Origin of the sequence: Phaeocystidibacter marisrubri (genome assembly GCF_008933165.1) — a bacterium.
GTDB classification, from domain to species: Bacteria; Bacteroidota; Bacteroidia; order Flavobacteriales; family Schleiferiaceae; genus Phaeocystidibacter; species Phaeocystidibacter marisrubri.
Map to the genome: position 1 here is coordinate 352,987 of NZ_WBVQ01000001.1, position 21,431 is coordinate 374,417.

Genomic DNA, 21,431 nt, shown 5'->3' on the forward strand with positions numbered 1-21,431 from the left:
CTTTATTGGTTTTTTAGGTTGAGTGAGGCCCTTACTTGTTGATCACAAGTCGTTCAAAGAGATTCCCCATATTAATAAAGTATAGTCCGTTCGGAATGTCCAATTCTACGGTGTTTTCACCTGCGTGAACATTAAACGAGTCTACGATTTGGCCACTCATATCATATACGCGAACTGTTTCGTCCTTTTCAGCTTCAATGTGAATGACATTTTCGGCGGGATTCGGGTAAACCTTGAATGATGTACCACTGTTCTCTACCATTCCAATACCTGGATCTGTTCCCACAAATCCTGGAGTGGAAGTGTAGATGTCGTCTGAGTAAGTAATGAACAGTTTATCATCTATGCTGAAGTAATTTAAGATGGGAGGTGCTAATGAGAAAATGTTAGCAGCATAGATTGGAAGTCCAGATACGTCGCACAAAGAGAAGTTTGGAATCGCCGTGTTGGATGTTAGAATGCGGGATACTGTATCACCCGTTGTTGGATAGAAAGTAGTGAAAACGTAATCTTCAACCGCGTAAAGATCCCTCATATAAACACTGCCGTAAGTGTATTGGCCATAGGTAGCCGTGTTGGTAGAGTCCCAAGTAACTCCGTTATCGTCAGAGTAGTACAAGCGGTTAGGTGTAGTGCCCGCAATACTTCCAGAAATGTACATTTTGTCATCGTGATTGCTCACAAGATTGTATGGAGTGAAGGTAGATGGTAGGCCACTAATATTTACGGTTGACCAAGTTTGTCCATTATCTGTTGAACGGTTCAAAACTTCTCCAGTGGACTGGTTTGCGTTGTTCAAGGCATACCAGGTATTTCCGAAATAGGTGAAATCGAGGTTGTACGTTCCCGTCCATGAGCTTGATGTGGGTTGATGAACCCAGGTAGAGCCGCTCTTGTGTTTGAAATACGCTCCTTGAAGCGAGTTGTAAGCCACCATGTAACCATTACTCAACTCAGATATCTCAAAGGGATGAATGTATGCCGGGTTAAAAGAGCGTGCTAGTCCGGCTGTGTCTACCGTCCAACTGTTCCCCAAGTCTTCCGAATAGTAGTAAATATTGTAATAGATTGAGTTCGCTAAGCTGATGGTTGCATATAGACGGTCATGAATGCCGTAAATGGCAGCAATCTTTGGTGTATATCCATCAATCAATGTATCGAAAATTGGCTGACCACTTGACCACGTTGCACCTTTATCAGTCGAAACGGTTAGAAAGTAGCCTTGAGAGGTAGGAGCTACGCCAAAAACAGTGTCGCCACAATGAGTTGCAAGCATTCGTGCATCCGTTCCGGTGGCAGCAATGGAAGCGTTAGTCCGCGTCCAAAATTGACCGTATCCATTCAAGGCAAATACACAAACAAGAATAAGAGTAAACAGGTGTTTCATGTGCTTAGATTTATACAGACAAAGCTCCTATCTCATGCGGGTTTGTGAAATACGACATATGCCGTATTTTGATCAATCAATGGCGAAGCTCCTCAGAGGTTAGGATTTTAGTAGCTTAGGTTACAGAGTCTTTCAAAAAGAAATCTCACTTTTGCTGAATGATTACTTCTATTCGTCATAAAGCATCTGCTGAGTCGGTTTAAGGGATGGCTTGTCAAGGCAATCGTCTTCTCGCTATCCATTTTCTAGTTAACCGACCGTCCGAGTTTCTACAGCTCGGGAAGTGACGGTATTCACAATGTTTATTTTTATTGGAGATTGAATTTTCAGTATCCGACAAATTGCATCGAGAGAAACCTGGCGATATAGCCATCGCTTTCTCGAGCTAAATGAATTCTCATGGGAAGTAATTCAACCAAAAAAATCGATTACGAGAAAATCGTAAGCGAAATCAAAAAAGAGATGAGTCACCTTTCTCTAAGGATGGGCAGGGTGGTTCAAGAGCATAAAGATCGATATATCATCCAAGCCGAAAATGATCAGATAACGGGAGAGTTATTGGGTAATTTGAGGTATTCTGCTACCAGTCGACTTTCCTTACCCGCAGTAGGCGATTGGGTATTGTTTCAAGAGTTTGATGGAAGTAGTGGAATCATTCATCACGTTTTACCTCGGCAAACCATCTTGAAAAGAAAAGCGGTGGGTGGAAAGGATGATTTTCAGATCATTGCTGCGAATATCGACTATGCCCTCATTGTTCAAGCTGTTGGACGGGATTTCAGTCTGAACAGAATTGAACGGTATTTGACTATTTGCCACGATTCTGGGATTGTGCCAATTGTTGTCTTAAACAAGATTGACTTGGCGAGTGAAGTTGAACTTTCAGAGTTCAAGAAGTTGATTCAAGATAGATTCAGAGGCGTGCAGACATTGTATACAAGTACACATGAACCAGGAGGTTTGGATAGCTTGCAAGCCTTGATGGAGTCGAATGCTACCTATTGTATGTTGGGATCTTCTGGTGTTGGAAAGTCAAGTTTAATCAATGCACTTTCTGGAAGTGAACTTTTTGGAACAAGCGAGATTAGTGAGAGTGTTCAGAGGGGTAAGCACACTACGACACATCGAGAAATCGTGCAACTTCCGAATGGTAGCTTCATGATTGACAATCCAGGGATTCGAGAAGTGGGAATTGCCGATAGCAAGAAAGGGTTAGAATTGACTTTTCATCCTATCCAGATGTTGGCTGAGGATTGCAAGTTTAAAGACTGTTCTCATCAGGCTGAAGTTGGATGTGCCGTTCTTGCAGCCATCGAATCAGGAGCGCTTGATCCCGAGCTGTATGAAAACTATATGAAGCTCAACAGGGAGCAAGAGCGATTTACCACTTCCCTTCATGAACGCCGAAAGAAGGAAAAACAATTCGGCAAGATGATTAAGCAAACGATGCAGGAGAAGAAGAAGTGGAAGAGATGATTGAACAAAGAACCCCCGACAAATAATTGCCGGGGGTTTTTCTTGTACAAATATCGGGAGTGTTCTCCTCTTGCGTCCGCCCTCCGTTCCTGGATAGCGGTTCCGGTGCTCAAGCAAGAAAATCCCAGATATCCTTAAGGTCGATGCAATGGCATTTTTAAGATCACTCAACTTTGAGCAAGCTCAGTTGAGCTCAATAAAAAATCCCATCATCACTGCTTAAGTCGTGATGTGGGATTTATTTTTCTAGTGGAGCTGAGGGGAGTCGAACCCCTGTCCAAACAAGGAAACAATGGGCTTTCTACATGCTTATTCCACTATTGGGTTTTCGACTCAGGGCTGGGAGCGGACACCCTACCTTTGAGCTTAGGTACTAAATTTCGAATTACCTCCGTACCACCAATAATTCTATCCCAACTTTTACAACACCTCTGGATCAGACTCCGCTGGTCAGGGATTCTGAGAGATGGCTCACTCCCGTACCTTGTACGGGATTAGCTAAATCCTTCTATCGAATGGATTAAGCGGCAAGCGCGTAGTTATTTTCGCCTGTTATAAAAATGAAGCTCCTGTTTAACGAGCGTAAACCTCATGGCTCGGCATGCTTACACACTCCTTCATCTTGCTGTCAAAACCAGTCAGCCCCAGAAGGAACTTACAAAGTTAGGTAGAAAGCATACCATTGACAAGTATTATTCACCTTAACAGTTTGTGTGTTTTTTAGCGTCACGGTTACACTTCTTTGTGAGTTATACGCGAAGTGTTACAATATATTTCACTCTTTGCCGAATATTGTCGAATTTCGCATCTCAATCCACACCCATGACCCAAATCGTGAAAATCGGCTTAATTCGAGAAGGAAAAAATCCACCCGATAAAAGAGTGCCGATGAGTCCGCAACAATGTGTCGAATTGATGGAATCCTTTCCAAATGTTCGCATTGTTGCTCAGAGTAGTCCCATTAGAGCTTTTACAGATGATGAGTATCGGGCGGCTGGCGTTGAAGTTGTAGACGATGTGAAGGATTGCGATTTATTGTTAGGAGTGAAGGAGGTACCTGTAGATATGCTGATTCCTGGAAAGGCATATATGTTCTTCTCACATACCTTCAAAAAACAACCGTACAACAGACATTTGTTGCAAAGTATCTTAGAAAAGGAGATTGAATTAATCGACTATGAAGTGCTGAAAGGCACAAACGGTACACGATTGATCGGTTTTGGAAGATACGCAGGTATTGTGGGAGCCTATAACGGTTTCCGTGGATATGGTGCAGCAACCGGTAGATACGAATTGCGACCCGCTCATGAGTGCCACGACAGAGCGGAAATGGAAGAGGAATTTTCCAAAGTGAACCTACCAGAGCATTTCAAGATTGTAATGACAGGACAAGGACGTGTGGCGAAAGGTGCCATGGAAGTCCTCAATTCGCTGAACATCGAAAAGGTCTCTGCTCGTCAGTTTACCGAAAGCGAATTTGATCACCCTGTGTTCTGCCAATTGGGCGTGCTAGACTACAATAAGCGCATTGATGGATTGGTGGCCACTCGAAATGATTTCTACCAAAATCCAGAGAGTTACGAAAGTGATTTTATGCGTTTTGCAGTGAATGCAGATATGTATTTAGCGTGTCATTATTGGGGGGAGGGGTCGCCTTATATTTTCACAAGAGACGATATCAAGAAGCCTGAGTTCAATATTTCTTTTGTTTCTGATATTTCATGTGACATTGATGGGCCTGTTGCTTCAACACTTCGACCATCTACCATTGCCAACCCATTCTATGCCTATGATCCTGCAACAGAAAAGGAGGTTCCATTGGGAACAGAGGGCAGTATTGGCGTGCAGGCCGTGGATAATTTGCCTTGTGAGCTTCCTAGAGATGCTTCAGAAGGATTTGGAAGAGAGCTTCTCGATAAGATCTTTCCAGAGTTGCTTACAGGAGACAAGGACAATATCATAGCGAAAGCTACAGAGACAAAAGATGGAGAGCTGACTTCTCACTTCAAATACCTTCAAAAATGGGTAAATGAAGAGGAGGAAGAAGAGGAGTGATTCTCTAATTGCAGAAATAAAAAAGGCGCTCATTGAGCGCCTTTTTCTATGGAAATATTCTTCCTTAGATCTTCTTAAGATCGGCAATGGTCGCTTCTGGGTTTTCACTGCTGAAAACGAAAGAACCCGCCACAAGTACGTCGGCACCTGCCTCAATGAGAGCTTTCGCGTTGGCTGTGGTCACGCCTCCATCAATTTCAATTTTGGTAGATGCACCGCGCTCATCAATCATTTTTCTGAGTGCACGCACTTTCTCGTAGGTTCGCTCAATGAACTTTTGACCACCAAAGCCTGGGTTTACTGACATCAAACAAACCAAGTCGATGTCTTCAATGGTATCTTCTAGTACGTTCACATTGGTGTGTGGGTTGAGGGCAACACCCGCTTGCATGCCGGCTGCTTTAATAGCCTGAAGTGTGCGGTGAAGATGCGTAGAAGCTTCGTAGTGAACGGTCAAAATATCGGCCCCTACTTTCTTGAATTCCTCGATGTAACGCTCGGGTTGAACAATCATCAAGTGAACGTCCATGGTTTTTTTCGCATGGCGTTTAATCGCTTGAATTACGGGCATTCCGAACGAGATGTTCGGTACAAATACTCCGTCCATTACATCGATGTGAAACCAATCTGCTTCACTGCGATTCACCATTTCTGAGTCGCGTTGAAGATTGGCAAAGTCGGCTGCAAGGATGGAAGGGGCGATAATAGCCATGTCGTAAAAATTTTTGGCAAAGGTACAAACGGCGAGACGAGTTCTCAAAAGAACCTATGTGTCAAGTGCTGAGTATTTTGTCGGGAGGTTAAAGCTGAACGATTTGATAGAGCTCGGGAATCTCAGCATTCCAGTGATAGGTATCTTTCAATACTCGCCTAAATGTGTCGGCAGCTTGCGGCTCACCATGCACGATAAAAACTCTTTCGGGAGTGGATTCAATCTCGTTCAACCAATCCAGTAACTCATCTTGGTCGGCATGAGAAGATAGAACTTCCATGTTGTACACCTCCGCTCGGGTAGGATAGTAGTTTCCATAAATCTTGAGGTTTTTAGCGCCGTCTAACAATGCTCGACCTCTAGTTCCGGCAGCTTGAAATCCCGAGAGAATAATGGTGGTTTCTTTCTTGGCTAAATATCGTTCTAAATAAGTGAGGACTCTACCTCCAGAAAGCATGCCGCTGCCGGCCACAATGATTTTTGGTTCATTGGAAGCTACTATCAATTTGGTTTCACGAATATCCTGCACTATCCAAAAACTCTCTTTCATTTGGGCGAATTCATCGGGTTTTAGGACGTGTGAATCCACTAATCGACCAAAAACGTCCAATACGTTACCTCCCATCGGACTGTCCATTACCATGGGTACGTCCATAATTTGTCCAGACGACTTGAGCTTCCAGAGCAAGTACATGATGGTTTGAGCTCGCTCTACAGCAAAGCAGGGAATGATGACGGTTCCTTTACGTTCCAACGTTTTTTGAATGTGGGTTTGGAGGATCAAGAGAGGGTCGTCGGTGGGATGAATTCGGTCTCCATATGTGCTTTCAACAAATAGTACATCGGCGCGTTTTGGCTTTTTGGGATCGGTCAAGAGCCAATCGTTTTTACGGCCCACATCTCCAGAGAAGACATATCGTTTCCCGTGAATATCTAGTTCGATGAAGGACGCGCCAATGATGTGTCCCACGTGTTGAAAGCGAACAGATACACCATTGAATAAGTCTTTCCATTCCCCTTCTTCTACAGGACGGAATTTCTCTATGGTATGTTCTGCGTCTTTAACGGAATACAGCGGTTCAGCAGGGGAGTGTATGGTGAATTGTTCGGCGTTGGCCTTTCTTGCTGTTTCCTCTTGAATTTTGGCGCTATCTCTCAGTACAATAGCCGCTATGTTTAGAGTAGGTTCGGTACCTAGAATGGTCTTGTCATATCCCTTCTTAACCAATCGTGGAAGATATCCGCAGTGATCGAGGTGACCGTGGGTGAGCAGCACGTAATCAATTTCGTGGATGGGAGTGGGGATGCCCTCCCAGTTGAGCAATCGCAGTTTCTTCAACCCTTGAAACAATCCGCAATCCACTAGAATCTTGTGGTCATCAACATGAATGAGGTACTTGGATCCGGTTACCGTTCCAGAAGCACCTAAGAATTGAACGAGAACGCGGGGAGAAACTTCTGATTTCATGTCGATTATCTTACAGTTTGACTATTCTGTAAGGTACAAAGAATCAATATTGAAGTTCGATGATGGAAATCATGTTTCAGACTGTTTCGCCACAAAAAAAGGCCCTTCTTTCGAAGAGCCTTTCAACCAATTACAATTCGTAATTATCCCAAGTAAGTCTTGAGGATCTTACTTCTTGATGTGTGTTTCAAACGACGAATCGCCTTCTCTTTGATCTGACGAACGCGTTCGCGAGTTAGATCAAATTTCTCACCAATTTCTTCAAGTGTCATTGGATGCTGACCATTCAAACCAAAGTAGAGGCGAATAACATCACCTTCACGTGGAGTAAGGGTAGCCAATGATCTTTCGATCTCGGTACGAAGAGAATCGTGCATCAAATCTTCATCTGGATTCGGTGAATCCGAAGAATTTAATACGTCGTACAAGTTGCTGTCTTCACCTTCAACCAGAGGAGCGTCCATGGATACGTGACGACCCGAGTTACGCATGCTCTCTTTTACGTCAGATTCGCCCATCTCCAACATTTCAGCAATCTCAGCAGCAGACGGAGCTCTTTCGTGCTCTTGTTCCAACTGAGCGTATGCCTTGTTGATTTTGTTGATGGATCCAATCTTGTTGAGTGGAAGACGAACGATACGTGATTGTTCAGCCAATGCTTGAAGGATAGACTGACGAATCCACCATACCGCGTAAGAGATGAATTTAAAACCACGAGTTTCATCAAAGCGCTGTGCGGCCTTAATCAAACCGAGGTTTCCTTCGTTGATGAGGTCAGGCAAAGTCAAACCTTGGTTTTGGTATTGCTTCGCTACTGAAACCACAAAACGGAGGTTAGCCTTGGTCAATTTCTCCAAAGCAATTTGGTCTCCCGCCTTAATGCGTTGAGCCAACTCCACCTCTTCTTCTGCAGTAATCAATTCTACCTTACCAATTTCTTGTAGGTATTTGTCGAGGGAAGCGGTCTCTCTATTGGTGACCTGTTTTGTGATCTTTAACTGTCTCATATGTCCAATCGAATACTATGGATTAATGGAACGATGAATGTCCGTATAATGTTTTACTTCTTGTCGTCGCCTTCTGGCTTCGGAAGCAATGCTTTACGCGACAATTTCATCTTGCCCTTCTCGTCCATGGCTAGCAATTTTACTTTAACACGATCTCCTTCTTTGAACACTTTGCTCACATCTTCGATGCGCTTGTGATCAATTTCAGATACGTGGAGCAAGCCCTGGGTGTTGTGACCGATTTCGATGAATGCGCCAAATGCTTGGATGCCTTTAACAACGCCTTCGTATGTTTCGCCAATCGTAGGAACGAATGCGATTTCTTTGATGCGCTTAATAGCAAAGTCCATACCTTCTTGGTCAACACCTGAAATCTCAACGATGCCTTTGTCGCCATCTTCTTCGATAGAGATCGTAGTTCCAGTTTCTGCTTGGAGAGCCTGAATTACTTTTCCACCTGGTCCGATAACGGCACCGATAAAGCTCTTAGGAATCTCTACTACAACAATCTTAGGTGCATTTGGTTTCAACTGAGTACGAGGCTCGCTGATTGATTTAGTCATTTCACCCATGATGTGAAGACGTCCTTCACGAGCTTGAGCAAGTGCTTCTTTCATCACTTGCGCGCTAATACCAGTAATCTTGAGGTCCATCTGACATGCAGTGATACCGTCGCGAGTACCTGTAACTTTAAAGTCCATATCTCCCAAGTGATCTTCATCACCCAAGATATCCGATAGGATCTGATACTTCCCTGTTTCTTTGTCGGTGATCAATCCCATGGCAATACCTGAAACGGGCTTGCGGATAGGAATACCAGCGTCCATCAGTGCAAGAGTTCCTGCACAAACCGTTGCCATAGAAGACGAACCGTTTGATTCAAGAATTTCAGAAACGATGCGGATGGTGTACGGAGAGTCTGCAGGAATTACAGCCTTCAATGCGCGTTGAGCCAAGTTACCGTGGCCAATTTCACGACGGCTAGTTCCGCGGATAGGACGAGCTTCACCCGTTGAGAACGGAGGGAAGTTATAGTGAAGGTAGAATTTCTCGTGTCCAGTGTAAGTCGCGTTGTCAATCTTGTTCACGTCAAGGCTAGTACCCAATGTTACCGTAGTAAGGGATTGTGTTTCACCACGTGTGAAGATAGCAGAACCGTGACCACCTGGAAGGTAATCTACCTCTGTCCAAATTGGACGAATTTCTGAAGTTTTACGACCGTCAAGGCGAACTCCTTTGTCCAATAAACAATTGCGAACAGCGTGGTATTCAGCCTCGTGGAAGTATGTTTTAGCAAGACCGAGCTTTTCAGCGAGTTCTTCCTCAGACCAATCTGAAATGTACTCTTCGAAGATGGCCTTAAAGGCTGCCGAGCGCTCGTGCTTGTTCGGATTGCCTTCTGAAGCAACCGCATAGCACTTGTCGTATGTAGCCTTCATCACTGTTTCGCGCAACTCTTCATCGTGCGTTTCGTGACTGTATTCTCTTTTGGTAGCAGTAGATGGAACCTGAGCTGCAAGCGCTTCTTGCGCTTCACATTGCTCGATAATTGCCTTGTGAGCAACTTCGATAGCTTGAAGCATTTCCTCTTCGCTCACTTCATCCATTTCACCCTCAACCATCACGATGCTCTCTTTAGAACCACCGATCATCATATCGATATCAGCGCGGTCTTTGTCGGACGGGCTAGGGTTGATTACGAACTCACCGTCGATGCGTGCAACACGCACTTCACTGATTGGTCCGTTGAAAGGAATATCCGAAACAGAGATAGCCGCTGAAGCCGCCAAACCAGCCAATGCGTCTGGTGCAACCTCTGGATCAAATGAAATCAAACTGATGATTACCTGTGTGTCAGCGTGATAATCTTTAGGGAAAATCGGACGAAGAACGCGGTCTACCAATCGCATGGTAAGGATTTCGTCATCAGATGGACGTCCTTCACGCTTGATAAAACCTCCCGGTACACGACCTGTTGCGGAGAACTTCTCGCGGTATTCTACGGTGAGTGGAAGGAAATCCACTCCATCTTTAGCTTCTTTGCTAGACACAACGGTGGCAAGCAACATAGTGCCGCCCATTTTCACAACTACAGAACCGTCAGCTTGGCGAGCCAATTTGCCAGTTTCAATAGTGATAGTGCGTCCGTCAGCGAGTTTGATCTCTTGCGTTATGGGAGTAGGAATCATGAATTCGATTCAGTTACAATTAGAAACAATATTATACGCGAAAAGGCAATTCATTGAATTGCCTTTCTCGCTAGTCGATTTGATCTTATTTACGTAGACCAAGCTTTTCGATGATTGCGCGGTAACGCTCGATATCATTTTTGTAAAGGTAGTTAAGCAATTTACGACGCTTACCCACCAATGCTACCAATGAACGCTCGGTGTTAAAATCTTTTCTGTTTTTCTTCAAGTGCTCAGTAAGGTGAGCAATTCTGAAAGTAAACAATGCGATCTGACCTTCTGCTGATCCTGTGTCATTAGCACCTGTTCCGTGCTCTGCGAAGATCTCAGCCTTCTTTTCTGAAGATAAATACATTCCTAAATCGTATTAGATGTTATTGATGTACTTGTATTAAACAAGGCTGCAAAGATAGCAAAATCTTTAATGCCTAGCTTGTTGTTATGATTTTTGTGACATTCTCAAGAACTGACTCATTTTGTGCTTGAGTTTTTTGCGTTCGGTTACGAAGTCTAAGAAACCATGTTCAAGCAAGAATTCAGAGGTTTGGAATCCCTCTGGAAGGTCTTTACCGATGGTTTCTTTTACAACACGTGGTCCCGCAAAACCAATCAAGGCACCTGGCTCAGCGATATTGATGTCTCCCAACATGGCAAAACTAGCCGTAACTCCACCCGTGGTTGGATCGGTTAGCAATGAAATGTAGGGCAATCCCGCTTTGTCGAGTAAGGTGAGTTTAGCAGAAGTCTTGGCCATCTGCATCAAAGAGAATGCAGCTTCCATCATACGAGCCCCTCCGGACTTGCTAATCATGATGAATGCTTGATTGTTCTTCAATGCGTGATCTATAGCGCGAGCAATCTTTTCACCTACTACAGATCCCATCGAGCCTCCGATGAAGCGGAAGTTCATGGCTGCAATCGTTACTGGAATGCCGTCCATTTCGCCGTAACCCGTGGTTACCGCATCTTTCAATCCAGATTTCTTCTTGCCTTGTTCAAGTCTGTCAACGTACTTCTTGGTATCGCTAAATTCTAATGGATCCACCGATGTCATGTTGGCATCGAGTTCAGTCCATTTTCCATTGTCAAACAAGAAGCTAAAGTATTCAGCTGCGTCAATTTTGTCGTGGTAACCACAGTTTCCACATACCCAAAGATGCTGCTGATGCTCTTCTACCGAGACAATTACCTTACACTTTGGACACTTATGCCATAGACCTTCCGGGGTTTCCTTCTTGTCTTCCGTGCTTGTGGTAATTCCCTCTTTATCTCTTTTAAACCAACCCATACGGTGTTGTTTTATTCGATTATGCGATAGTGATTTCGTCGCTCAAGTAAACGTCCTGTACCGTGTTGAGAAGCTCAACACCTTCTTTCATTGGACGTTGGAATGCTTTACGACCAAGGATCAATCCTTGACCACCGGCTCTTTTGTTGATTACAGCAGTAGAAACGGCTTCTGCCAAATCACTGTCACCCGCTGATGCACCACCTGAGTTAATCAAGCCAATACGTCCCATGTAACAGTTAGCCACTTGGTAACGCGTCAAGTCAATTGGGTGATCGCTGCTCAATTCAGAATACACCTTAGGGTGAGTTTTTCCGAAATTGATATTGGTATATCCTCCGTTGTTGGTAGGAAGTTTTTGTTTGATGATATCGGCTTGAATCGTTACACCCAAGTGATTCGCCTGGGCAGTCAAGTCAGCTGCAGTATGGTAATCTACTCCATCTTTCTTGAAGCCCGGGTTACGTGTGTAGCACCAAAGGATGGTAGCCATACCCAACTCGTGAGCGCGCTCAAATGCCTCAGCAACTTCTAAAAGTTGACGACGAGATTCTTCTGCACCGAAATATACGGTTGCACCCACAGCAACAGCTCCCATGTTCCAAGCGTCTTCAACGCTGCCATACATTGTTTGATCGTACTGAGCAGGATGTGAAAGGAACTCGTTGTGGTTGATCTTAACTACGAATGGAATCTTGTGTGCGTATTTTCTAGAAACAGAAGCCAATACACCAAAGGTGGAAGCTACTGCGTTACATTCCGCCTCAATCGCCAACTTAACGATGTTTTCAGGATCGAAATAGATTGGGTTTGGAGCGAAAGATGCACCCGCACTGTGTTCAATGCCTTGGTCAACAGGAAGGATGCTCAAGTAACCTGAGTTTGCTAGGCGGCCGTTTCCGTAGAGTGTTTCAAGACTTCTCAATACAGGAATACTGCGGTTGGTGTCTCTAAACATGCGATCTACAAAGTCTCCTCCAGGAAGGTGAATTTGATCTTTCGAAATAGTCTTACTCTCGTGCTCCAACAAATAGCTGGCGTCTTTACCCAGAAGCTCCTGGATTTTAGCGTATGACATAGGATAATTTGTTTAGTCGATTTTCAATTTCCCGTAGGATAGATGGCAAAATTAGAACTTTTTACCCGGTGGAGAAAGGCCTAATCTGTGTTCGCTTAATCTTTCGAGTTCAAGTGGCCTAAAGTAGTAAGTTTAGCCGAATCGAGAGAGAAGAGGCTAATTAAAAAGGATAGCCCAGTGCGAAGTTGAAGGTAACGGTTCTCCATTGAAGTCCGTCCAACACATATTGTCGCCCTTCGGGCTCCGTTGGGTCCCAGACTTTTATCCCCCCGTCTAATCGCAGTTGGAAGAAGCCGAAGTCATAGCGCAAACCTAGCCCCGTACCCACCGCACTCTGACGAATAAAGGTCTTGTAATTGAATTTCATGGTTTCAATCACATCGTCGGGAATACCTGGGATATCGCTGCTTCTGTAATCACGGTTGAACAACCATACATTACCGATGTCCACGAAGCATGCACCGTTTAGGTTACCGATAAGTTTGAACCGCTGCTCGAGGTTAATCATCAGTTTTACGGGAGCTACGGCGGCATAATTGGCCGTGTCGTAAACAACATTGGGTAGCCCTCCCGGACCTAATCGATAGGCGATCCACCCACGGATATCTTGTGAACCACCCGCCAGATAGTTTTTCTCGAAAGGTGGAAGGAATGGAGAGTTTCCGTAGTTGTAGGTCACCCCAGCAAAGGCACGGGTTACAAATAGGGAGTTGAGCCCCGTGCGCAAGTAGTGACGATAATCCAAATCAGCGCGAATGTACTGTGCGTAGGGAACGTCCATGAGCATACCCTGGCCGGTTTCAGGATCTTTGGTAAAACCAGTGAGGCGATCCGCAACCCAGAGCGCATTACCCGAACCTTCAAAGGAACCTCGTAAAAAGTGTCGGCTAATAGCATTGGGACGATCAAATGGAGCGTAGGTGTAGGTGATTCGCTGGGCCAAAATCAAGTTGTCTTGAAATCCCGTTTTAAAGAATAGGGAGTTGATGTACTGATCGTCGGCGTCGAGTAGGTTCACATAGTTGAAGTCCAAAACCGCCCACTGCCAAGTCTTTTCATCGCTCTCTTTCCATTGGTAGCTCATGCCGACTTTCCAAATTCGGCGTTGAAATTCAATACGGGTTTGTTGACTATAGGAGGTGTTGATGCGTGTGGTGGGACGCATCCGCTTCGGGAATCTCTCTTGGAACCGAAGTGGAATGAGAAATCTTGAAAAAGTAATCCCTGTCTCTGCACCCAGTTCGTAGGTGTTGAAGAGGTTGTTGTCTTCAGCCTGACTGTAATTCACCTGAGCTTGAATACCTCCTTTGAGACTCAAATCAAATATTTCTCCCGCTCCAAACAGGTTTCGGTTGAGGAGTGTGATATTTCCCGCAATGCCATAGTTTCCTGAGGTGTTGGTTCCTTCCATCTGGGCAGTAAAGGAACGTTTTGGAAGGGGTGTTAGTCGGACGTATGCATCAATTACGTTGGTGTCCGTGCGAAGGTTGAATTCAATTTCAGAGGCTCCAAAGACACCCAAGGAACTCAAGTGCGTGTAACTGTTTTTCACCGAAGTAGCGTTGTAGGTATCACCATTCTTGAAGTGTATGGCTCGGGTAATCAAATGAGGGTGATAGGTCTCCTCTTCTCGGATGAGGAAATCGTAGCCTTTGTAAATAATGGTGTCGTTATACGTTGCCTTAGGCTGGAGGTAGTTAAAATCGTAATCGATGTAGACTTCTCCGATTGTATACAGCTGATGAGGAACAGTGTAGGTGCTATCTTCTGTTCGGATGGGCCTATCCATGATTTCCACGATCACCTTCACTTGTTGATTGCCCATGGTCGTGTCGGCGGTGTAGCTAATCCAATCTTTGCTGAATCCGTAGAAGCCGTTGTTTCGAAAATATGTGGCAATTCTCGCTCGCTCTTCTTCAAGTTTTCCCTCGTCGTAAGGATCGCCAGGAGAAATGATGCGATTGACAGTATCTCGCATGGTGAGTCCTACAATGGCTTCGCTGGGAATCACATACTCGAAATCAGAGATGTGGTACTGAGGGCCAAGATGAACGTTGTAGATCACTTCAGCATCTCGGTCGGAAGAGTCGCGGACGATCTCATAGGAAACCACGTTGTAGAAATATCCCTTGCTAAAATAGTAGTATCCAAGCTGTGTTTGGGTACGCTGTACAAGCGACAAGTTCAGGACGGTAGGTGGAGTACCTCGATCGGATACCCATCGGCTAAAGCCCTTTTCCTTATTGGGGTTTCCCCAAGTGTAAATCCAGTTTTCTCCAGTAGGAGCAGGCTTCTGCTTGATGATGTTATAAACGTTGTCTGGAGCATCCTTTCCGTCTACTTCGATGGTGTTTTTATCTAGCCGGTATTCGCCTTCAGGCATCCATTTGCCTAAATTGCACGCACCAAGCGAGAGAAACAGGACCAACAGTCCAAAGTATCGAAGCAGAGTTTTTATCATAGACGTCTACAAAGTTAACCGGATCGAGCCGTGATCAGCAAGAATGACACCAAACGAATTAACCAATTTCAACAAAAGAAATTTCGGTACAAAGAAGGGGTATTTATTGCTGAGACCCCTAAGGTAGTTGAGGAATTCTTAATTGCTGGCTTTGTGCGTAAATATTGGTTTGCCACAGATTCGTACGAAGTTCCCAAAGGAATTCAAGGGGAACCGGTACGCATTTCTCCTGCAGAAATGAAAGGGATAAGTCGGCTCGAAACCGCAAATACCGTATTGGCTGTGTTCGAAATGCCCACCGTTGAATCGATTCAGATGGAGGGGAGAGTGCTCGCATTGGATGGGGTAAGAGATCCTGGAAATATGGGAACCATCATTCGGTTGGCAGATTGGTTTGGAATGGATGAAGTGTGGATATCTGAAGACTGTGTAGACATTTGGAATCCCAAAGTGGTACAATCGTCCATGGGATCCCTCGCTCGAGTTCGTCCCAAAATTTGTCATCTCCCAGATGCGGTTTCTACCTTTGTGAGTGAAGGAGGTAAAGCCTATGTAGCGGATATGGACGGGGAATCCCACTATTCCGTGAATTGGGCTTCCGATTGTGTTTTGATTATGGGGAATGAGGGAGTAGGGCCGAGTGACGAACTCGTTGAACTCTCTAAAAATGTGGTAAGTATCCCAAGATTTGGTGAGCATGGTCCTGAAAGTCTCAATGTGGCCATGGCTACCGGAATTCTCTTGGCAGAAATCAACCGACCTTAATCTTCTTGGTCTTTCTCGGTTTAAAGAATAGGTTGAGAAGAACCCCTGCGATCACAAGGCCAATTCCCAAAAGTGCCATGGGTTGATAGGCTACATGGAAGATGAAGAAATCGAATCCAAGTGCGAATACCACCCCCAAGTATTTCATCCCCGTTAGTCCGCTGATGGCACTCGATTGGAATGCTTTGGTCATATATACCTGAGCGATTTGCGTAAGAACGCCCATCAATATCAATAATAACCATTCCCATCCTATGGGTTGTACCCAGTAGAAAATGCTCACTACTCCCATGATAGGTGTTGCGATTAAGGGAAAGTAGAATACCACCACGACGGGATTGTCGGTGTGTTTTACCTTGCCAATCGCATTGTAGGCTAATCCCGCAAAAACCGCGCTCATCACGCCGAGTAGCAAGAACTTCAAATCTACATCTTCGTTGAATCCTTTGATCATGGCGATTCCTGCAAAGGAGATCAGGAAGAACAACCATTGATAGGATTTTACTTTTTCACCGAGGAGCTGGGTGGCGAAAATTGCTGTGAAAATAGGGGAAAGGTATTGCAGCGTGATGGCTGTGGCGAGTGGAAGCTCCTGAAGTGTGTAAAAGAAGGTGGTGAGAGCAGTAACTCCGAAGACTCCTCTGGCTATTAACCATTTTTTGTTGTTCCCGAATGGACTCAGGTTCCGACGCTTGATGAAATACAAGCTCAAGGTGAATGAAACCACACTTCGGAAGAAGACCAATTCTGGAGCGGGTATGTTTCCCAAGAATTTCACAACCAAGTTCATGGCTGAGAAGCACACCACAGAAATGAGCATGAATACAACCGCTCGACTCTTGTCTGTGCTTAAGAGTCGTTCTCGATGCCTAGCAAATGCATTCATCTTATTCGAAAGTGAGGCAGAAAAGTATTCCTCGGGTGCGGGTACTTTCTAGACCAGAAACAGGAACGGTTCCGTCTTGAACGGTGAGGTCATTCACCCCAAAAAATGCTTTGATCTGTGGAGAGAGTTTGAAGTACTCAAAGTAGATGTCCATTCCAACGCCGAAATCATAAGAAAGGTCGGATGACTTCAATTTGAAGATCAAATCGTCTTCTACTTTTTCTTTAGAGGCAAGGTCGAATGAAAAAGTGATGCCCGTAAGAACGTACCATCTGTGGTTTTCAATTCGGTCAGATTTCAGTTTCAGTTCAAATGGAGCTTGAACGAGCGAGCTTTCAATCTTTCGTTCTTGGATCAATCTCTCCCCGCTGTATTTGTTCACCATGTCAAAGTAAAGCGTTCTCTCCGTATTCACGAATGAGGGAAGAAAACGAAAGTTGAGGTGGTGACCTAAGCGTAGATCCGAAACAATACCGATGCTGTAACCAGGACTCACTTCAGAGCGAACTCCGTAGAAGTCGGCTACTTGGGAAATGTCCTCCTTCATCCTCAATTGAAAGTCGTACATGTTGATACCTACATAGAAACCAAAGTGAATAGGTCTTTGGTCATACAAACGCAGGTTCCTTGACTGTCCCTTCGAAATGAGTGAAGAGGTGGCAAGAAGAAAAAGGAATATGTACTTAAAGTGTTTCAACATGGGGAGAACGATGCTGAGAGCATCTTATTTTGTAGCCGTGTAAATTGTTGCTACGCCGAAGGTAACTTCTTTGGCAACTGGCTTTTTAAATCCGAGTTTATTCAAGATTTGAACAAAGCGATCTCCATAAGGGAAAGCATCTACCGATTCAGGAAGATAGGTATATGCCGATTCGTCTTTACTCACCAATCTACCAATGGTAGGAAGGATGTACTTGAAGTAAAAGCGATATACTTGTTTAAAAGGGAAACCTGTTGGTTGAGAGAATTCTAACACTGCAATGGTTCCACCGGGCTTAACCACGCGGTGTATTTCGCTCAGTCCTTTTTCGAGGTTTTCAAAGTTGCGCACACCAAAGGCTACGGTAATAGCATCAAATGAATTGTCTTCAAAAGGTAGGTTTTCAGAATCTCCTTGTTGAAGGGAAATTTGAGAAGTAAGTCCTTTCTTTTCAATCTTTTCTTCTCCCACTTTCAACATGCCCGCAGAAAGATCCAAACCGGTAATTTGAGTGTTTGGAATTTTAGATAGGGCAATGGCGAGGTCACCTGTTCCTGTGGCTATATCCAATATGGTGCTTGGGTTTTTCGCCCCAATCATGCGTACTACTTTACGTCTCCATCCCTTGTCAATTCCCATAGAAAGGAAGTGATTGAGGAAATCGTAGCGTGCAGAAATGTTGTCGAACATCTCAGCTACTTGCTGCTTTTTAGATCCCTCCTTAGAGGCGTAAGGCTTTACTTCGGCCATAGTGTGCAATTATTGCGTGTATGAAAACGGGTGCAAAGGTAGGTAAACGATTTAGCTTGAAGAAGGTTTACACTATCTACAGGAAAGATGTTGATCTTCTCCATCAACCCACCATGAAGTTGGCCTTCGGATACTTATAGTCGTTCGACTCTCGCTTGCGACTGCTCAAGGCAAAGGCAAGAGTGATGGTTCCAATTCTACCGATAAACATGGAGACCATAATCACGGCTTTTCCCATTCCGCTGAGTTCCGCCGTTATTCCCGTTGAAAGTCCCACAGTACAAAAGGCACTCACTTCCTCAAAAGCGAGTCGAGCTAATCCCAAATGCGAATCGGATATAGCCAGAATGAATATACCGACAAGCATGGTAGTAGCCGAGAACAAGAAGATGCTAAACGCGCGGTTAAGCAACTCCCATGGAATGGTCTGTTTGAAGATTTCAACCTTTTTCTTTCCTCGAATGGTAGCCCAAGCGGAGAGGAACACAAGTGCAAACGTACTCGTTTTAATACCTCCCCCTGTAGATCCAGTTGATGCTCCAATGAACATCAAAAAGATAAAAAAGATGAGTACAGGTAGAGTAAGAGAACCTATATCTACCGTATTAAATCCAGCTGTTCTTGTGGTAACCGATTGGAAGAAGGAAGTAACCACCTTGGAACTCGTTGAGGTATTGCTCAACGTATTGTTGTATTCGAGTGCAAAGAACACAATGAACCCCAGCGCCAAGAGGACTCCTGTTGAGTACAGTGAAATTTTTGATCCCGTTGTCAGCGTCTTCCAAGGCTTCTGCATCCGCTCACGAACTTGTCGCAAGGTGAATAGATCTTTGATGGTTCCAAAGCCGAGTCCGCCGAAAATAATGATACACGCAATGACGATGTGAAGCAAGTAGGATTGCTGAATCGGAGACTCCATTAAACCATTGGTGAAGAGGGAGAATCCTGCGTTGTTGAATGCTGAAATGGAGTGGAAGAAGCTGTAGAAAATTCGTTGCCCCAAAGAGTTGAAGGTCATGTGATCTCCCCAGCTAAAGAAAATGAGCAAGGCACCGAGTGCTTCAATTTGAAAGGTGAAGCGGATGATCTTTCGGAAGAGTTCTGCGCTTGAAGTGAGGGATTCATTGCTGTAGTTCGCTTGAATCAAACTCTGGTGACGGATGCCGATTCCCTTTTTGGTGAAAATGGCAAAGAAGGTGGCAAAGGAGATGATATTCAAGCCTCCCAATTGGAAGAGCAACATAATTAAAAATTGCCCCTTGAATGAGAAGTGGGTGGCCGTATCTACCACTTGAAGCCCTGTAACACAACTGGCGGATATGCTCGTAAACAGGGCTTCACCGTATGTCAGAACCTTCCCGGGTACCGTCATCTCTGGCAGCATAAGTAGTCCACTTCCAATCAGAATCAGAAAAATAAACGACAAGGCCAGAAGGGCAGGAGGGCTCAATGAGGCAAAGGGCAGAAAAGTACTGGCCTTTCCCAATTCTAAGAATACGATGAGTAGAAAGTACCCCTGAATAAAGAGGATAAAGAATTGATCGAGGGTTTCCATCCCAATTACTCCTCCTAAGAAACCCATGATCTCGGTCCCGAAGATGTTGATGGATAAGATGTTTAGGAACAGGAAAGCCATGAGTATTCCTTCCCATTTCGTCTCCTTCAGGTGTTGAATAGGCGAAAAGGAATAAATGAACTCAATCACATATTTGAGTAGATAGAATCCGATGGAGAACTTCACGGTGAACTCCACAACCGCCCTTTCTGGCAGATCCAGTTGGAATCCGTGAAAATAGATAAGCACGAAGATGGTCAATGAAGAAATGAGCACCCCAGCGGTGCGCAAGTCTTTTAAAACGCGATCTCTACTGTCATACAGTTTGATGTTGACCCGTTCTCGAAAGGCATTGACTCGTCTCTTCAGCGAATCTGACATAGGATTATGCGCTCAAATTATCAATGGCTACCGCCAGTCGCTTGTAGGCTTCTTCCAATTCGCTGATGGAAGCGGCGTAACTAAAGCGAATGTGACCTGGTAGACCAAAGGCCGAACCTGGAACACTGCTCACATGTCCTTCTTCGAGGAAGTAGATGCAGAGGTCCATGTCGTTTTCAATTACTTTACCGTTGAATGATTTTCCGATCAATTCAGAAATTTCGGCAAATACATAGAACGCACCTTCTGGGTTACTTGTTCTAAATCCTGGCAGCGAACCTAGCCAATTCAGCATCTTGGTGCGTCGTTCAGTGAAGGCATCAATCATGTATTGAATCTGTGAAGGCTCAGTAGAAACGGCTGCGATGGCAGCGCGTTGTGCAATGCTATTGGTGCCGCTAGTAAACTGACTTTGAACTTTGTCACATGCTTTTGCTACCCAAGCAGGGGCGCCCATGTAACCAATTCTCCAGCCCGTCATGGCGAAGCCTTTCGACAATCCATTCACGGTAGCGGTGCGATCGTACATTCCGTCTAATGAAGCAATACTGGTGTGCTTGTAGCCGTATTGAATCAATTCGTAGATCTCGTCACTAATTACAAAGATGTTCGGGTATTTGCGGAGAACACGTGCCAATCCTTCGAGCTCGCTTTCGCTGTACATTGCGCCTGAAGGGTTATTCGGAGAAGAGAAAATCATCAATTTCGACTTATCCGTAATCGATGCTTCCAATTGCTCTGGTGTGATTTTGTAGCCTGTTTCGATGCTGCTCTCAACAACTACAGGAACACCTTCGCAAAACTTCACCATATCTAAATAGCTCACCCAATACGGAGCGGGGATGATTACCTCGTCGCCGGGCTCAATCAAGCTGAGCATTAGGTTTGCCAATGTTTGTTTGGCTCCGGTACTTACAATGATTTGATCAACCCCATAGGTGAGGTGGTTATCACGCTTAAATTTCGCTGCTATAGCTTCACGCAAGTCGGTAAAACCCGGAACCGGCATGTAGTGACTGTAATTTTGGTGGATGCCTTCGATAGCCGCTTCTTTGATGAAGTCTGGAGTATCAAAATCCGGCTCACCTAGGCTCAAACTAATTACGTCTACTCCTTTAGCCGCAAGCTCGCGACTCTTCTTGGACATTTCAATTGTCATCGGAAGTTCCAACGCTTGTACACGCGTTGAGAGCTGTTCAGTCATATTTCAGCGAATTAAACAACAAATGTAAAGGTTTTCAGAAGTGTGAGGATAGATATCGGCAGGGCATTT

17 protein-coding genes and 1 other RNA gene are annotated in these 21,431 nt (G+C 44.8%); 3 read left to right on the plus strand and 15 right to left on the minus strand.

The window, feature by feature from the left end; translation table 11 throughout:
- Positions 1–31 precede the first annotated feature (31 nt).
- Positions 32–1,387, minus strand: coding sequence for a T9SS type A sorting domain-containing protein (locus tag F8C82_RS01555; RefSeq protein WP_151691682.1), 1,356 nt, complete (start codon positions 1,385–1,387; stop codon positions 32–34).
- 399 nt (positions 1,388–1,786) lie between these two features.
- Here F8C82_RS01555 and rsgA point away from each other — a divergent pair, with 399 nt between their 5' ends.
- Positions 1,787–2,863 (plus strand): ribosome small subunit-dependent GTPase A, encoded by a 1,077-nt coding sequence (gene rsgA / locus F8C82_RS01560; RefSeq protein ID WP_151691683.1) that lies wholly within the window; start codon positions 1,787–1,789, stop codon positions 2,861–2,863.
- A gap of 247 nt (positions 2,864–3,110) precedes the next feature.
- Here the strand turns inward: rsgA and ssrA are convergent.
- Positions 3,111–3,509: a transfer-messenger RNA gene (gene ssrA, locus F8C82_RS01565) on the minus strand.
- Positions 3,510–3,685: 176 nt separating this feature from the next.
- Here ssrA and F8C82_RS01570 point away from each other — a divergent pair.
- On the plus strand, positions 3,686–4,918 hold the full coding sequence (locus F8C82_RS01570; protein WP_308419984.1) for an NAD(P)-dependent oxidoreductase: 1,233 nt from the start codon (positions 3,686–3,688) through the stop codon (positions 4,916–4,918).
- 64 nt (positions 4,919–4,982) lie between these two features.
- Here F8C82_RS01570 and rpe read toward each other — a convergent pair whose 3' ends face one another.
- The 8 genes from rpe to tamL all read right to left on the minus strand — a co-directional run bounded on the left by rpe (position 4,983) and on the right by tamL (position 15,121).
- Positions 4,983–5,630 carry a ribulose-phosphate 3-epimerase gene (gene rpe / locus F8C82_RS01575; protein ID WP_151691684.1) on the minus strand — a complete coding sequence of 216 codons (648 nt, stop codon included), beginning with the start codon at positions 5,628–5,630 and terminating at the stop codon, positions 4,983–4,985.
- Positions 5,631–5,718: 88 nt separating this feature from the next.
- Entirely contained in the window at positions 5,719–7,098 is a 1,380-nt protein-coding gene (locus F8C82_RS01580) for an MBL fold metallo-hydrolase RNA specificity domain-containing protein (RefSeq protein WP_151691685.1), read from the minus strand.
- Between the two features lie 143 nt (positions 7,099–7,241).
- A complete protein-coding gene (locus tag F8C82_RS01585) occupies positions 7,242–8,105 on the minus strand; it encodes a sigma-70 family RNA polymerase sigma factor (RefSeq protein WP_151691686.1) in 864 nt (287 codons plus the stop codon).
- A gap of 53 nt (positions 8,106–8,158) precedes the next feature.
- The gene (locus tag F8C82_RS01590) at positions 8,159–10,294 is read right to left on the minus strand and encodes a polyribonucleotide nucleotidyltransferase (RefSeq protein WP_151691687.1); all 2,136 of its coding nucleotides are present in this window, start codon (positions 10,292–10,294) and stop codon (positions 8,159–8,161) included.
- Between the two features lie 85 nt (positions 10,295–10,379).
- Entirely contained in the window at positions 10,380–10,649 is a 270-nt protein-coding gene (gene rpsO, locus F8C82_RS01595) for a 30S ribosomal protein S15 (protein ID WP_151691688.1), read from the minus strand.
- Between the two features lie 84 nt (positions 10,650–10,733).
- Positions 10,734–11,582, minus strand: a complete 849-nt coding sequence (gene accD, locus F8C82_RS01600; RefSeq protein ID WP_151691689.1) for an acetyl-CoA carboxylase, carboxyltransferase subunit beta — start codon at positions 11,580–11,582, stop codon at positions 10,734–10,736.
- Positions 11,583–11,601: 19 nt separating this feature from the next.
- Positions 11,602–12,660, minus strand: coding sequence for a class I fructose-bisphosphate aldolase (locus tag F8C82_RS01605; RefSeq protein ID WP_151691690.1), 1,059 nt, complete (start codon positions 12,658–12,660; stop codon positions 11,602–11,604).
- Positions 12,661–12,820: 160 nt separating this feature from the next.
- Positions 12,821–15,121 carry a translocation and assembly module lipoprotein TamL gene (gene tamL / locus F8C82_RS01610; protein WP_151691691.1) on the minus strand — a complete coding sequence of 767 codons (2,301 nt, stop codon included), beginning with the start codon at positions 15,119–15,121 and terminating at the stop codon, positions 12,821–12,823.
- Positions 15,122–15,151: 30 nt separating this feature from the next.
- Here tamL and F8C82_RS01615 point away from each other — a divergent pair, with 30 nt between their 5' ends.
- Positions 15,152–15,886, plus strand: coding sequence for a TrmH family RNA methyltransferase (locus F8C82_RS01615; RefSeq protein WP_151691692.1), 735 nt, complete (start codon positions 15,152–15,154; stop codon positions 15,884–15,886).
- On the opposite strand, the gene F8C82_RS01620 is transcribed toward F8C82_RS01615, so the two are convergent.
- From F8C82_RS01620 to F8C82_RS01640, 5 genes are all read right to left on the minus strand, one after another.
- The gene (locus F8C82_RS01620) at positions 15,873–16,772 is read right to left on the minus strand and encodes a DMT family transporter (protein ID WP_223279409.1); all 900 of its coding nucleotides are present in this window, start codon (positions 16,770–16,772) and stop codon (positions 15,873–15,875) included. The genes F8C82_RS01615 and F8C82_RS01620 overlap by 14 nt on opposite strands.
- Before the next feature lies 1 nt (position 16,773).
- Positions 16,774–17,472 carry a type IX secretion/gliding motility protein PorT/SprT gene (gene porT / locus F8C82_RS01625; RefSeq protein WP_151691693.1) on the minus strand — a complete coding sequence of 233 codons (699 nt, stop codon included), beginning with the start codon at positions 17,470–17,472 and terminating at the stop codon, positions 16,774–16,776.
- A 24-nt stretch (positions 17,473–17,496) separates the two neighbouring features.
- Positions 17,497–18,222 carry a bifunctional demethylmenaquinone methyltransferase/2-methoxy-6-polyprenyl-1,4-benzoquinol methylase UbiE gene (gene ubiE / locus F8C82_RS01630; protein WP_151691694.1) on the minus strand — a complete coding sequence of 242 codons (726 nt, stop codon included), beginning with the start codon at positions 18,220–18,222 and terminating at the stop codon, positions 17,497–17,499.
- 103 nt (positions 18,223–18,325) lie between these two features.
- The gene (locus tag F8C82_RS01635) at positions 18,326–20,158 is read right to left on the minus strand and encodes a TrkH family potassium uptake protein (protein ID WP_151691695.1); all 1,833 of its coding nucleotides are present in this window, start codon (positions 20,156–20,158) and stop codon (positions 18,326–18,328) included.
- Positions 20,159–20,162: 4 nt separating this feature from the next.
- Positions 20,163–21,362 carry a pyridoxal phosphate-dependent aminotransferase gene (locus F8C82_RS01640; protein WP_151691696.1) on the minus strand — a complete coding sequence of 400 codons (1,200 nt, stop codon included), beginning with the start codon at positions 21,360–21,362 and terminating at the stop codon, positions 20,163–20,165.
- Positions 21,363–21,431: the final 69 nt, after the last annotated feature.